General features: G+C 60.2%; 12 protein-coding genes and 1 tRNA gene. 9 read left to right on the top strand and 4 right to left on the bottom strand.

Annotated features, from left to right (window positions below):
- Window position 1: 1 nt before the first annotated feature.
- Entirely contained in the window at window positions 2-811 is an 810-nt protein-coding gene (locus FHS06_RS10575) for a carbon-nitrogen hydrolase family protein (RefSeq protein WP_167049105.1), read from the bottom strand.
- Between the two features lie 99 nt (window positions 812-910).
- Here FHS06_RS10575 and FHS06_RS10570 point away from each other — a divergent pair.
- Window positions 911-987 (top strand) — tRNA-Met (locus FHS06_RS10570).
- 75 nt (window positions 988-1,062) lie between these two features.
- On the opposite strand, the gene FHS06_RS10565 is transcribed toward FHS06_RS10570, so the two are convergent.
- A complete protein-coding gene (locus FHS06_RS10565; RefSeq protein WP_167049103.1) occupies window positions 1,063-1,536 on the bottom strand; it encodes a MarR family winged helix-turn-helix transcriptional regulator in 474 nt (157 codons plus the stop codon).
- A 77-nt stretch (window positions 1,537-1,613) separates the two neighbouring features.
- Between FHS06_RS10565 and idi the strand changes: the two genes are divergently transcribed.
- From idi to FHS06_RS10530, 7 genes are read left to right on the top strand one after another with little or no spacing between them, the layout of a single operon-like run.
- The gene (idi, locus tag FHS06_RS10560; RefSeq protein WP_167049101.1) at window positions 1,614-2,165 is read left to right on the top strand and encodes an isopentenyl-diphosphate Delta-isomerase; all 552 of its coding nucleotides are present in this window, start codon (window positions 1,614-1,616) and stop codon (window positions 2,163-2,165) included.
- The gene (locus FHS06_RS10555; protein ID WP_167049099.1) at window positions 2,162-3,226 is read left to right on the top strand and encodes a polyprenyl synthetase family protein; all 1,065 of its coding nucleotides are present in this window, start codon (window positions 2,162-2,164) and stop codon (window positions 3,224-3,226) included. The genes idi and FHS06_RS10555 overlap by 4 nt, the downstream gene beginning before the upstream one ends.
- Window positions 3,223-4,089 (top strand): phytoene/squalene synthase family protein, encoded by an 867-nt coding sequence (locus FHS06_RS10550; RefSeq protein ID WP_167049097.1) that lies wholly within the window; start codon window positions 3,223-3,225, stop codon window positions 4,087-4,089. Before FHS06_RS10555 ends, FHS06_RS10550 begins: the two co-directional genes overlap by 4 nt.
- Window positions 4,086-5,657 (top strand): phytoene desaturase family protein, encoded by a 1,572-nt coding sequence (gene crtI / locus FHS06_RS10545; RefSeq protein ID WP_167049095.1) that lies wholly within the window; start codon window positions 4,086-4,088, stop codon window positions 5,655-5,657. The genes FHS06_RS10550 and crtI overlap by 4 nt, the downstream gene beginning before the upstream one ends.
- A gap of 1 nt (window position 5,658) precedes the next feature.
- Entirely contained in the window at window positions 5,659-5,994 is a 336-nt protein-coding gene (locus FHS06_RS10540; protein WP_167049093.1) for a lycopene cyclase domain-containing protein, read from the top strand.
- Window positions 5,991-6,296: a lycopene cyclase domain-containing protein gene (locus tag FHS06_RS10535; RefSeq protein ID WP_167049091.1), complete on the top strand. Its 306-nt coding sequence runs from the start codon at window positions 5,991-5,993 to the stop codon at window positions 6,294-6,296. Before FHS06_RS10540 ends, FHS06_RS10535 begins: the two co-directional genes overlap by 4 nt.
- A complete protein-coding gene (locus FHS06_RS10530; RefSeq protein WP_167049088.1) occupies window positions 6,293-7,177 on the top strand; it encodes a prenyltransferase in 885 nt (294 codons plus the stop codon). Before FHS06_RS10535 ends, FHS06_RS10530 begins: the two co-directional genes overlap by 4 nt.
- Before the next feature lie 34 nt (window positions 7,178-7,211).
- Here FHS06_RS10530 and FHS06_RS10525 read toward each other — a convergent pair whose 3' ends face one another.
- Together FHS06_RS10525 and FHS06_RS10520 are read right to left on the bottom strand one after the other, a co-directional pair.
- Entirely contained in the window at window positions 7,212-10,142 is a 2,931-nt protein-coding gene (locus FHS06_RS10525; protein WP_167049086.1) for a UPF0182 family membrane protein, read from the bottom strand.
- Between the two features lie 66 nt (window positions 10,143-10,208).
- Entirely contained in the window at window positions 10,209-11,333 is a 1,125-nt protein-coding gene (locus tag FHS06_RS10520; RefSeq protein WP_167049084.1) for a YlbL family protein, read from the bottom strand.
- A gap of 128 nt (window positions 11,334-11,461) precedes the next feature.
- On the opposite strand from FHS06_RS10520, the gene FHS06_RS10515 reads away from it, so the two are divergent.
- The gene (locus tag FHS06_RS10515; protein WP_167049082.1) at window positions 11,462-12,847 is read left to right on the top strand and encodes a zinc-dependent metalloprotease; all 1,386 of its coding nucleotides are present in this window, start codon (window positions 11,462-11,464) and stop codon (window positions 12,845-12,847) included.
- Window positions 12,848-12,957: the final 110 nt, after the last annotated feature.

Raw genomic sequence — 12,957 nt, 5'->3', positions numbered from 1 at the left:
CCTAGCCCCGCGGCATGACGCTGTATCGACGCAGTGCGAGGGCAGGGTTAACTTTGCGGATTCGCGCGATCGCTTCGAGTTCGAGGTGGCCCACAACGATACCTGCGCCCGAACCGATAGTTGCAATTGCAACACCCGTGGGGTCCACGATGCTTGAATGGCCCACGCCGAGTGGAGGCGCGTGGTCTGCAGCGACCACGTACACCGTGTTCTCGATTGCGCGCGCGGCCAGAAGCGTCCGCCAGTGGTATTCCTTGAGCGGGCCACGTACCCATTCGGCCGCGACAATGACCGCATCGACGCCGGCGTCAACGAGCACACGAGTCACTTCAGGGAACCGCAGGTCGTAGCAGGTCATCATGCCGAAGCGCATGCCCTCAACTGTGAAGGTCTGTGGAGCATCGAGTTGGCCTGGTTCTACCCAATCACTTTCTCGCTGACCGAAAGCGTCATACAGATGCAATTTGCGATACATCGACTGGAGTCCGCCGCCGTTGACCGCGACGACTGTGTTGCGAATCCGCGCGCCATCATCGGCGGTCTCCAAAAGTCCGGCAACGATGTGGAGATCGAACTGGCTCGCAATCTCAGTAAGACGGCGCACAAATGGCCCATCGAGATGCTCCGAATGAGCAACCAACGTTGAGTCAAAGGGATCGATGAAGTAGCTCGAGTATTCGGGGAAGACTACAACCCGCGCTCCCCGATCGGCCGCGTCCTTCGCCATCGCCGCAATAGCGGTCAAATTTGCTTCTGTATCTGCGATCGGTTCGAACTGCGCGACCGCGACCGGAACGTATTGCTGCGACATTGGCGCCTCCTGCGACCATCCTGGCGACGACACGTTCGATCGGCAAACTGACCTCGATTGGCGCACTCTGAAATCCCATGCTAGGTTTATCTCTTGTGCCGCGGGGTGGAGCAGTTCGGTAGCTCGCTGGGCTCATAACCCAGAGGTCGTAGGTTCAAATCCTGCCCCCGCAACCAAATAGAAGAAAAGGCGTCCGATTCGGACGCCTTTTCTTTTTGCCTAAAAGCTTCTGCACGACAGGAGTGCGAGCGCTATTCGACCCCTTCGATACGCTCCGATAGTTCGCTTAAGAATCTTTCGATAATGCCGAGTTCGCGATCGTCATATTGCTCGACAACCTCGCGGATCGGCGACATCCTTGTGCCGAAATGCTGACCGAACGTCTGTCGCAGCGACTTCGTCAAAACGACCACCCGCGCACGACGATCATGCGGGTGCAAATGCCGTTCAACGAAGCCCGCCGTGGTCAACCGGTCAAGAAGCTTGGTGGTGGATGCCGTCGAGATGTGGAGGTGCCGAGCAACGTCGTGCGGACTCACCGATTCGCCGCGCTCTTCGCGAATCACCATCATCCGAAGCGCGGCGAGGTCTGTGCCGTTCATCCCCATCGCGTCCTTCAGGACACCGTGCATCCGGTCGAGCGAATCTGTCAGGGAGCGCAAAGCAAGTAGTGTTTCTCGCACGAGTTCGTCGTGCGTCAGCTCGACTGACCTTTGTGCGTTCATATGGACACCTCCCCGCACCCGTTGTAGCATCATCAGTGAAATATTGCTAGTTTAGCTAGCAAGTACCTGGAGGAGCAATGTCAGTTTCAGAAGAGGTAATCCTCCTCGACGACGAGGGCCAAGCGACGGGAACTGCCTCCAAGCTCAACGTTCACAACACTGATACGCCCCTACATTTGGCGTTCTCTTGCCACGTGGTGAATGCAAGCGGCGAAGTCCTTGTCACTCGCCGTGCGATCGAGAAGCTCACCTGGCCCGGAGTGTGGACCAACTCTTTTTGCGGCCACCCCCAGCCGGGGGAAGAAATGGTTGCTGCGGTACTCCGCCGCGCCTCCTTCGAACTCGGCCTAGATATTAGCGATATCTCCCTCGTGCTTCCAGACTTCCGATACCGCGCTGTTGACGCGAGCGGAATCGTCGAGAACGAGATATGCCCCGTATTCATCGCACACGCCGATACCGAGCCGCGACCCAATCCGCAAGAGGTTGTCGACTACCGGTGGGTATCGCCCGCCGACCTCGCATCGTCGCTACACGCCACACCGTGGATGTTCAGCCCGTGGCTCGTTTTGCAGGCTCAGCAGCTTGACCTCTTCACTCACGCGCGCTCCCACGCAGGAGCATCATGATCACGCTGACGCACACCGAAGATCTCACGAACATCAATGACGCGATAAACAGTGCGATTGCCAGAATTTCCGCTCGTGCACAAGGGTACGGAGCGAGCACTCAAGCTCTCGCGGACGCTATTCGTCACGCAGCGGCGGGAGGGAAACGATTTCGCCCACTGCTCGTTTCGGCAAGTTTCAACGCATTTGGCGGAAGTGCAGATGCCGAGCAGTCGGTGTCCGACATCGCCGCAGCCTTCGAGTTACTTCACACCGCCTTCGTGGTCCACGATGACGTCATCGATCACGACACGATGCGCCGCGGTGAGCTGAACATTTCCGGCACCTTTTTCGAGCGCGCACAAGCGCAGGGAGCCAGTCCGGCGGGGTCGGCGCTTTTCGGTGAGGCAGCAGCGATCTTGGCAGGCGATCTCCTGCTTCACGAAGCGAATCGACTCGTGGCCCTCGCCCCCCTCGCGGGCGAGACCAGAACGAGAATCATCGATCTCATCGATGACGCTGTTTTTGTATCCGCCGTCGGCGAGCTCGCTGACGTCGAAAACTCCCTGACCGGCAACAGCGCGCAGACGGCGTCGCTGATCGCGACTGCGCATGACAAAACTGCCGTCTATTCATTCAGCTCGCCGCTTCGCGCAGGCGCTCTTCTTGCCGGCGCAGATGAAGTCGCCATCGCCGCGGTCGGCACCGCCGGCTCAAGCCTGGGACTCGCTTTTCAACTCGTTGACGACCTCATCGGGGCGTTTGGGACGCAGCAGCAGGCGGGGCGGGAGCCGGGCGCGGATCTTCGAGAGTCGAAACAAACCGCGCTCATCGCACTCGCACGACAGACCACAACGTGGCCGCGGGTCAGCGCAGCCCTCTCGCAAGCTCACACGGGCCCTGTTGCCGTTCGCGAAGCTCAGCACGCCATCGCCGAGTCTGGCGCACGCGACGAGCTGATGAATCTCATCATCAGAACCGTTCGCACTGCACGTGCCCAGTCCGAAGTACACTCGCTGCCACCCCGGGTTGGCGCATTGCTGGCAGATATCGCCAACGCCGTTGAGGAGCGCATCCCGTGACATCGGAACCGACAGGTCTCAGCCTGTACGATCACACCTCGGCTCAAGCGTCGGCCGTGGTTATCTCGGCGTATTCGACATCCTTCGCACTCGCCTGCCGGATGCTCGGGCCACGCGTTCGAAACCATGTGCGCGCTATCTACGCACTCGTGCGGGTGGCCGATGAGATCGTCGACGGCCCAGGTGCCGAGGCCGGGCTCTCGCAAGAGGCGCAGCGAGATGTTCTCGACCAACTAGAAGCCGAGACTCTCGCGGCCATCGACCGCGGCTTCAGCTCAAACCTCATCGTGCATGCCTTTGCGCGAACCGCTCGTGAGTGCGGTATCGGCATCGAACAGATCGCACCGTTCTTCGCCTCAATGCGCACCGACATCACCACAGATGAGCACGATGATCTCTCGCATGACACCTACGTGTACGGGTCAGCGGAAGTGGTGGGGCTCATGTGCGTGTACGTCTTCGTCAACGCGGGCGCGGTTCGCCCGGTCGCTCCCGCCACCGAGCTCATCACGGGCGCAAGGCGCCTGGGCGCCGCGTTCCAAGACGTGAATTTCATGAGGGATATCGAACACGACCAGTCAGCACTCGGGCGCAACTATCTAGCGATAACCGAGCCCGCCGATCGTGAACGCGCGTTGGACCGAATTGATGCGGACCTCAGCGCCGCTGCCGCTGTCATCTCCCTCTTGCCGCCCGATTGTCGTCGCGCAGTGTCGCTCGCTCATGATCTTTTCGCCGAACTCTCCCAACGATTGCGTAAGGAAGGCCCCCCTGTGCGTCGAGTACGGATCCCCGATGGACGCAAAGCGACGATCGCAGCGCAGGCATGGCTGCGCCGCGGGCCGCGGAGCGTCAACTCATGAGCGCGCACGGAAAAAGCGCAATCGTCATAGGTGGCGGCATTGCCGGTCTTGCCACAGCTGCGCTTCTCGGTCGCGAGGGGTACAGCGTCACGCTATGCGAAGCCCGCAGCGACCTCGGCGGTCGTGCCGGAAGCTGGGAGCAGGACGGCTTTCGCTTCGACACCGGCCCCAGCTGGTATCTCATGCCAGAGGTTTTTGAGCACTTCTTTCGACTGCTCGGCACAACGGCAGACGAGCAGCTCGACCTCGCTCCGCTCACTCCGGCGTACCGGGTGTATTCCGAGCCAGCCAAATCCGGGTCAACTCGCTCGGTCGACGTCGTCTCTGGAAGAGCAGAAGCTATCGAGCTCTTCGAACAGATAGAACCGGGCGCTGGCGCGCGCATCGACAAGTATCTCGACTCAGCCGGTGATGCATACGATCTCGCAATTTCACGGTTTCTCTACGACACCTATGAGACGAAGACGGGGCTCGTCGACCCGGCCCTCTTGCGACGACTCCCCCAGCTCCTGCCGCTATTAACGCGAAACCTCGCTTCACACATCGACAAACAGTTCACGGATCCGCAGCTCCAAAAGATCTTGGCTTACCCCGCCGTCTTCCTCGGCGGCTCTCCCTATGGGGTGCCAAGCCTTTACCACTTGATGAGCCACTTAGACCTGGATGACGGCGTTCGCTATCCCCGCGGCGGATTCGTGACAGTGATCGATGCCATCGCCGTACTTGCCCGGGCCCAAGGCGTGCATCTCCGAACGAACGCATCGGTGAGTCGAATCCGCACACGAAGCGGGCGCGCACAGGGCATCACGCTCGAATCCGGGGAGGAGCTGTCGGCAGATATCGTCGTCTCCACTGCGGATCTGCACCATACCGAAACCACCTTGCTCGAGCAGAATGAACAGACATACCCCCAGAAATGGTGGGATAAACGAGTCCCCAGCCCTGGTGCCCTCCTCATCCTGCTAGGCGTGAGTGGCTCACTACCCGAACTCCCCCATCACACTCTCTTGTTCGCTGATGACTGGCGTTCAAATTTTGATGCGATTTTCGGCGCGGAGACGCATATTCCCGACCCAGCATCGATCTACGTCTGCCGACCGAGCGCAACCGACGACAACGTCGCTCCGGCAGATCACGAGAATCTCTTTGTTCTGGTGCCGATACCTGCCGACCCGACACTCGGCTACGGCGGAATCGATGGGGCGGGCGATGCCACGATAGAGAAGGCGGCGGACGCCGTCATCTCTCAAATCTCGCAGTGGTGCGGTGTGCCAGATCTCGCCGATCGCATCGTTGTGCGCCGCACGATCGGCCCGGGTGACTTTATGACCGACCTCAATTCGTGGCGCGGAAATTCGCTTGGGCTCGCTCACACACTGGGCCAGAGCGCATTTTTCCGACCTGGAAACGTTTCGAAAAAGGTGGATGGCCTTTATTACGCTGGCACTTCGGCACTTCCTGGAATCGGCCTTCCGATGTGCTTGATCTCAGCTGAGCTTGTGATCAAGAGGTTGCGCGGCGACCGAACTGCGGGGCCCCTGCCCGAACCGGTGAGCGCAGGGAGCTGACGTGCCGGGCATATACCTGGCCGCGTTGATTGTGAGCTTCGCGGGCATCGCAATCCTCGATGCCCGATTTCGGCTTGTTTTCGCAGACGCACCGATACGAACGATCGCCGCGACACTCATAGGCGTCGGATTCTTTCTCGTGTGGGATGCAGCAGGGATCATCAACGAGATCTTCCTCAAGGGAGAAAGCACACTCTTCATCGGGGTCGATCTAGCCCCCGACCTTCCCCTCGAAGAGCCGGTCTTCCTCGCGTTTCTTTGCTACCTGTCGCTGGTCGTGTGGAGTGCCGTCATGCGCGCACTAGAACGCCGCTCGCGGGCGGGGGATCCGTCGTGACCTACCAGTTGCTGATTCTGCCGTTTCTCACTGCAGCAGCCATCCTGACGTTTCTCAGCGCACGAAGACCTGATTTCGGCAAGCGGATGGTCGCCTCGACAGTTGCTGCCGTGATCCTACTGACGCTCACTGCGATCTTTGACAATCTCATGATCGGAGCGGGCCTCGTTGTATACCCCGAGGAGAACCTCAGTGGGATTGCGATCGGCATCGCACCCATCGAGGACTTCGCATACACGCTGTGCGCCGCATACGGTGTGCCCGCGCTGTTCGTCCTGCTAAGCCGGAGGAAGCCCTCTTGACCACGCCCGCACGCACCGGTGTTCTTGAGACACTATTCGTATCGTCACGCCCCGTGAGCTGGGTGAACACGGCCTACCCATTCGCGGCGGCATGGCTGCTTGCGACTCGCGAGATTGATGTGACCCTTATCGTCGGCACAATCTTTTTCCTCGTGCCGTACAACCTCGCGATGTACGGCATCAATGATGTGTTCGACTACGAGTCAGACCTGCGAAACCCAAGAAAAGGTGGGACACACGGCGCAATTCTGGATCGGGGGATGCACAAAATGACGTTGTGGGCGGCGGGTCTCACCTGCCTGCCATTCGTTGTGTACCTCGTGATCGTCGGCAACCCGTTGTCGTGGCTCGTACTTGCTCTCAGCCTCTTCTTCGTTGTCTTCTACTCTGCCCCGCCGCTGCGGCTAAAAGAGGTGCCATTTGCCGACTCGATGACCAGCAGCATCCACTTCTTCTCCCCGGCGGTGTACGCACTGGTTCTCGCGCAGGCCGCCTGGACGCCGGCGCTGGTCGCGATCATCGTCGCTTTCGCACTGTGGGGCATTGCGTCGCATGCTTTTGGCGCTGTGCAGGATGTCGTCGCAGACCGCGAAGCTGACATCTCATCGATCGCGACCGCACGCGGCGCACGCTGGACGGCGCGCTTCGCGCTCGCCTGTTACGCGGCATCCGGTGTTGCGATCCTGTTCGCGGCCTGGCCAGGCCAGCTCGCTGCCGTCTTGGTGATCCCATATCTCATTGCGGTGTGGCCTTACCGCTCAATCACCGACGCCACGGCTCACGAAGCGACGGCCGGGTGGCGCCGCTTCCTGTGGCTGAACCAGATCGCTGGCTTCGGCGTAACGATGCTGCTGATTTGGTATGTCGTGATCACTGCGTGATCCTCCACGACAGCGTCACGACATACCAAATCGATTACTCAGAACCGTCGAGCTCAAGCAGCGTGTTGATCGCGTCTGTAAGACGTGCATCGGCCTCACCGTATGCGGTCCAGTCTGAAGACTGAAGCGCGGTGTTGCGATCGAGCATTGCCTGACGTGCCTCTTCGAGAGCCGCTTCGTATTCCGTCGCGGGAACCACGATCTCGTCAGTGGAACCACCCGTTGAATCGGTCCCGTCCGTTGAGTCGGTCCCGTCTCCGGTTCCGTCGGTCGTGCCGGTGTCAGGCGCAACTTCTTCGTCACCGGCGTTCGCGCCGGAGTCGCCACCGAAGAGCGCATCGAGTGCGTCATTGAGCGTATCTTCGAATGCAACTTCGTTACCGAAGGCAACAAGGACTTTCTGAAGTTGCGGGAGCTGAGTTCCGCTAGAGGCTTGCACAAAGACGGGCTGCACATAAAGGAAACCGCCTCCAACGGGAAGCGTAAGCAAGTTTCCGTTGATAACGTCTGACTGGCCCTGCTTCAGGATGTTGATCTGCGACGAAATCGCGGTATCCGAGTTGAACGTGTTCTGCACCTGACCAGGTCCGGGAACAGTCGTGTCGGCATCGATCTCCAGCATCCGGAGCTTGCCATAGTCTTCGCCTACGACTCCGTCTTCTGTTCCCGCGTCAGAATCGACCGCGAGATAGCCCATCAGGACGTTACGAGAATTCGTACCACTTGCTTCAGGAATGAAGCTCGTGAACATTGAGTACGTCGGAGAGTCTTGACCGGGCATCCGCATCGTCAAGTAGTACGGCGGCTGCAACAGCTGGTCGCTCTGCGGGTCGTTCGGAGTCACCCAGCGGTTATCGCTCTGGTAGAACGACTGCGCGTCGTCAACGTGATACTGACCCAGCATCGCGCGTTGCACCTTGAACAGGTCGGTGGGGTAACGCACGTGGCTCATGAGCTCGCCGCTCATTTCGCTGATCGGCTTGAGCGTCGATGGGTACACCTTCTGCCACGTCTCCAGCACCGGGTCTTCTTCATCCCAGGCATAAAGCGTGACGCTGCCGTCGTAGGCATCGACTGTCGCCTTTACGGAGTTGCGAATGTAGTTGATGTCATCGAGCTGGTAGGTCGGCGCGGTGTTGTTGGTGTCGGCGATCGCCTGCGAAAGACTCTGCGCTGTTGAGTAGGGGTACGCATCGCTCGTCGTGTAACCGTCGATGATCCAGACGATCCGACCGTCTACAACGCTCGGGTACGGGTCGGAGTCGACGGTGAGGTAAGGAGCAACCTTTTGCACGCGCTCGGTCGGGTCACGGTCGTAGAGGATCTGCGAGCCCTCATTCACGTAATCCGAGAACAGAATCTGCTCGGACTGGAACTTCAGCGCGTAGAGCAAGCGGCTGAAGACGTTTCCGACACTCGGCCCACCATCGCCTGTGAAGGTCGTCTTGGTCTCACTCGATCCATCCGAGCCCGACGGGTAGTCCAGCTCGATCGGCTCAGTGTCCTCAGATCCGCCCACGATGGAATACGTCGGCGAGGTCTCGCCGAAGTAGATGCGAGGTTCGAAGTCATCAGATGACAAGAAACCAGACGCCGGAATTCCACTCTCGATAAAGACAGGGTCACCGTCAGTCGTGCGCTCGTTGCCCTTCGCAACAACCATGCCGTAGCCGTGGGTATATACCAGGGTGGTGTTCTGCCAAGACGCTGCAGAATCGAGGGCGTTCACGTTGAGATCACGTACAGACACAATCGTGTCCTGTGATTCTCCATCGATTTCATAGCGGTCAACATCAAGCGGTGATGAGAACTGGTAGTACGCACGATATTGCTGCAACTGGCTCACGGTCGGATTAATGATCGCGGGGTCCATGATGCGAATGGATGCCGTTGTCTCAGCATCGGCGCGCAACTGACCCGCCTCGGCATCGGTGACGGCGTCGTAGTTCGTCTTCTCGAGGCCATCAATACCGAAGGCCTCTTTCGTCGAGTCGATGTTCCGCTGATAGTAGTCACGCTCAAGCGCGAGCTGGTTCGGCTGCACCTGAACGGTGTTCAAAACCCAGGGGTAACCCACACCCACGACGAGCGACGACACAACCAACAGTGCCGTGGCGATCAGGGGATAGCGCCAGCGACCGATCGCCGCTGTGACGAAGAACAAAATCGCGACAATTGCTGCAGCAACGGAGAGGATCGCAAGCCCTGGAATCACGGCGTTGACGCCGGTGTACCCGGGTCCGGTGATGCGGCTGCCAGCATCCGTCATCGTGTTGAAACGATCGAGGAAAAGGCTCACCGCCTGCAGCAGGAGATAAACGCCGGCGAGAATCGCGACCTGGATACGAGCGGCCTTCGAGATTCGGAGTTCGCGCTGACCGACCCGCACCGAGCCGTAGAGGTACGTGACGGCGGCGGTAACGAGAAGACAGATGAGGATTGTCGCCGACGCAAAGCCGACGACGCTCGAGTAGAACGGCAGCGCGAACAGGTAGAAACCGGTGTCCAGGTTGAACTGCGGATCGGTGACCGAGGTCTGCACTCCGTTGAGCCAGAGCGCTGTGGTTTCCCACCCGGCAGAAGCCGCGAAGCCCGCGAAGAAGCCGAAGAAGATCGGAATCCCCCACGTTGCGAGCCTGCGAAGCGGCTCCACAACCTCCTGATAACGGTCGAGTTGAGAGCTCAACCGCACATAGACAGGTCGCAATCGATACGCCAACGTGATCGAAAGCCAGACCGGAACGGCCATCGCGACGAAGCCGATGACGAACATCACGACCCTGGCGACCCACTGCGTGAGCAGGACCGATTCGAATCCGAGCTGGGCGAACCACAGCCAATCGGTATAGAGGCTGGCAAATATGAAGAACGCCACCACGATTGCCGCGATAACCACGAAGGAGATCGCAATAATACGACGGGAACGTGAAGGCGTGGCCGGTGTCGGCGCTGAGGTCGAGGTCACGTGACCATCCTACGTGCGTAGTTCTGGGCGAACGCCGAGGATTCGCTCAGCTTGCTCGATAGCTGCTCAGCCTGCCGTGCATGTCGGCAGTGCGTCGAGGTCTCCCGCGTCGCTCAGCGCGGTCATCACATCAAGCGCATCGTCGAGGGTGGCGACAGCAAACACTTGCAACCCGTCTGGCACGTGACCGACGACCTCGTCACAGTTGGATTCCGGCGCAAGAAAGTACTCTGCCCCAGCGTCTAGCGCCCCCCAGAGCTTTTGGCGGATACCGCCAATGGCTCCCACTGTGCCATCTGCCGTGATGGTTCCGGTCCCTGCAACGTCTTGTCCACCATTGATGTCATCAGGAGTGAGCGTGTCGATGATTCCCAGCGCGAACATCATTCCCGCGCTAGGACCGCCGACGTTGTTGAGTTCAATCGACACATCGATCGGAAAGTCGTAGTCGTGAAGTAGCGAAACGCCGAGGAGCCAGCTGGTCTCACCGTCGGTTGTCGACTCTTCTGGCGTCACGGTCAGCTGCTGCTCAGCGCCATCACGCTCAATAACGAGCTCGAGAGGTGCGCCTTGTCCGACCGCGATGACGGCACGTAGCGCGTCGGCGTCTGCGATCGCTTGGCCGTCCGCTGAAAAGATGACATCACCCTCCTGCAGCGCGCCCTCAGCGGCAGAGCCCTCCTGGACCGCGTAGACGGTAAGGACAGACGGCACGTCGTAGGCAAGCTCGGTGAGGGCCGCAGCCTTCGCCTCGGCCTGGGAGTCGACCATCATCGCGGTGCTCGCGGCATCCCGCTCCTCGGCCGTCTGCCCCTCGGGGAAGACCGAATCGATCGGAACGACAGCTTTCGACTTGTCGAACCAGGCCATTGCCAGTTCAAACCAGGAGGGCGTGCGATCACGATTACCCAGCACCTGTACCGTCAGCAAGTCCAAAGTGCCGGACGTTGGGTAGGACTCGGCACCGTCAACGGCGATCAGCGGCACGTCTTCACCATCGGCGTCCGTCACGCTGCCCAGCGTGTTGTAGACCGGTCCTGGTTGTTGAACGACGAACGATGTCGGCAAGAACGACAGCACGAGCAGCAGCGAAAGTGCGACAACGAGTGCCCAAATGCCAGCGACTGTGCGTTTAGACGGGCGCCGTCGAGTGGGCGGCACTATTGTCACATCATCGTCAAACAGCGCCACAGGTTCCTTCTCTCGATTTGTTATCGTTCGCGACCGGCGTACGACGTCGAGAAGCTGAGTCGGGCAGTGCGATGATCCTGCGACTAGCGTAGATGGACAGGCTTCGATCGGGCTGAAAGGCGGCTGACATGGCAGACGACGAGGGGCAGCGCCCCGAAGATGAGTTCCAAGAGCTACTGCGCCAGCTATTTGGCGGTGACGGCACGATAGACCCGGAACAATTGTCGAAGTTGTCGGGCATGAACGTCGACCCCGCGATGATGCAGCAAATGATGCAGCAGCTGCAGGGCGCGTTCGCCCAGGCGGGGAACGACAGCGATCCCCAGATTTCGTGGGACAACGCGAAGCGTGCGGCCTTGCACATCGCCAATCAGAGCGATCGCGGCATCACGAGCGGCAATCGCCGAGATCTCGATCAGGCGTTCACCCTCGCCACGCTGTGGCTCGGTGAAGCCACGACCGTGTCTGAGCTTGCGACTCCCCCACAGGCAATCACCCGCGGTGCGTGGGTTGAAAAGACTCTCGACGTCTGGCAAGAGCTCGCCCAGCCCGTGGCTGGAAGCATTGCCGACGCACTGACATCGGCGCTTGACCAGCAGGTCCCAGAAGAGATGCAGGGACTCGTCGAGGGAGCCGGACGCCTAATGCGTTCCGTGGGCGGTTCGCTCTTCGCGGCGCAGCTCGGTCAGGTCGTCGGTCAGCTTTCAACCGAAGTCGTCAGCGGTGGTGATGTCGGAATCCCCGTAATGCCAGCGGGCGAAGCAGCGATCCTGCCACAGAACTTCGCAGATTTTGGCCGCGACCTCGAGATTCCCGAAGACCAGCTCGCTCTTTACATAGCGACACGCGAACTCGCACACGCTCGACTGTTCCGGCACGCGAAGTGGTTGCGTCTCGACGTGATCACTCAGGTCACCGAGTTTGCGCAAGGAATCCACGTCGACACCGACGCCCTCGAAGATCTCGCAGGCCGATTCGATCCTTCTGAGCCAGAAGAACTTCGGCGAGCTTTGGAAAGCGGAGCGCTCCTCCCCGCCCACTCGCCCCTGCAGGTCGCCGCCCTCGGACGTCTGGAGAATCTCCTTGCGATGATCGAAGGCTGGGTCGACGTCGTGACAGAGGATGCCACGTCGCGACTGCCGAGCGCCGACCGAATTGCCGAGACAGTGCGCCGTCGCCGGGCAGCAGGAGGGCCCGCAGAGAAGGCTCTCGGCTCACTTGTGGGGCTCGAACTTCGTCCCCGGCGTATGCGTGAGGCCGCTGCCATGTGGCGCGCCGTCACCAACGCGGTAGGTGTCGCTTCACGTGACGCGCTGTGGGACTATCCCGATCTCATGCCGACGGCGGAAGATATCGATGATCCCGCAGCATTGATCGCGCGCCTGGAAGCACGTGCCCGCGGCGAGGAGCCTGCCCCCGATGCGATGGACGATGCGCTCGCGAAGCTGCTCGCGGGAGAGATCGACGACGACGACACGGGCGACGAGAACCCCGCGGGGCCGCAACCCGTCTGATTTCCCTCCACTGGTCGCCTCAAAACCGGCGAACAGGATTTTCTGTGGATAACCCGCGTCGCGCGTCGCGAACGCGCACAATCGGGACATGTTCCGACTTGATCCTGCTT

This window comes from Microbacterium halimionae (assembly GCF_011761265.1).
In the GTDB taxonomy this organism is placed as follows: domain Bacteria; phylum Actinomycetota; class Actinomycetes; order Actinomycetales; family Microbacteriaceae; genus Microbacterium; species Microbacterium halimionae.
The sequence above is the reverse complement of the archived record's forward strand: the minus strand, read 5'-3'. Positions and strand labels throughout refer to the sequence as shown.

Excerpts from the sequence above, each read along its gene's own strand:
- FHS06_RS10575 (WP_167049105.1), bottom strand. The coding sequence starts at position 811 with ATGTCGCAGCAATACGTTCCGGTCGCGGTCGCGCAGTTCGAACCGATC.
- FHS06_RS10565 (WP_167049103.1), bottom strand. The coding sequence starts at position 1,536 with ATGAACGCACAAAGGTCAGTCGAGCTGACGCACGACGAACTCGTGCGA.
- idi (WP_167049101.1), top strand. The coding sequence starts at position 1,614 with ATGTCAGTTTCAGAAGAGGTAATCCTCCTCGACGACGAGGGCCAAGCG.
- FHS06_RS10555 (WP_167049099.1), top strand. The coding sequence starts at position 2,162 with ATGATCACGCTGACGCACACCGAAGATCTCACGAACATCAATGACGCG.
- crtI (WP_167049095.1), top strand. The coding sequence starts at position 4,086 with ATGAGCGCGCACGGAAAAAGCGCAATCGTCATAGGTGGCGGCATTGCC.
- FHS06_RS10515 (WP_167049082.1), top strand. The coding sequence starts at position 11,462 with ATGGCAGACGACGAGGGGCAGCGCCCCGAAGATGAGTTCCAAGAGCTA.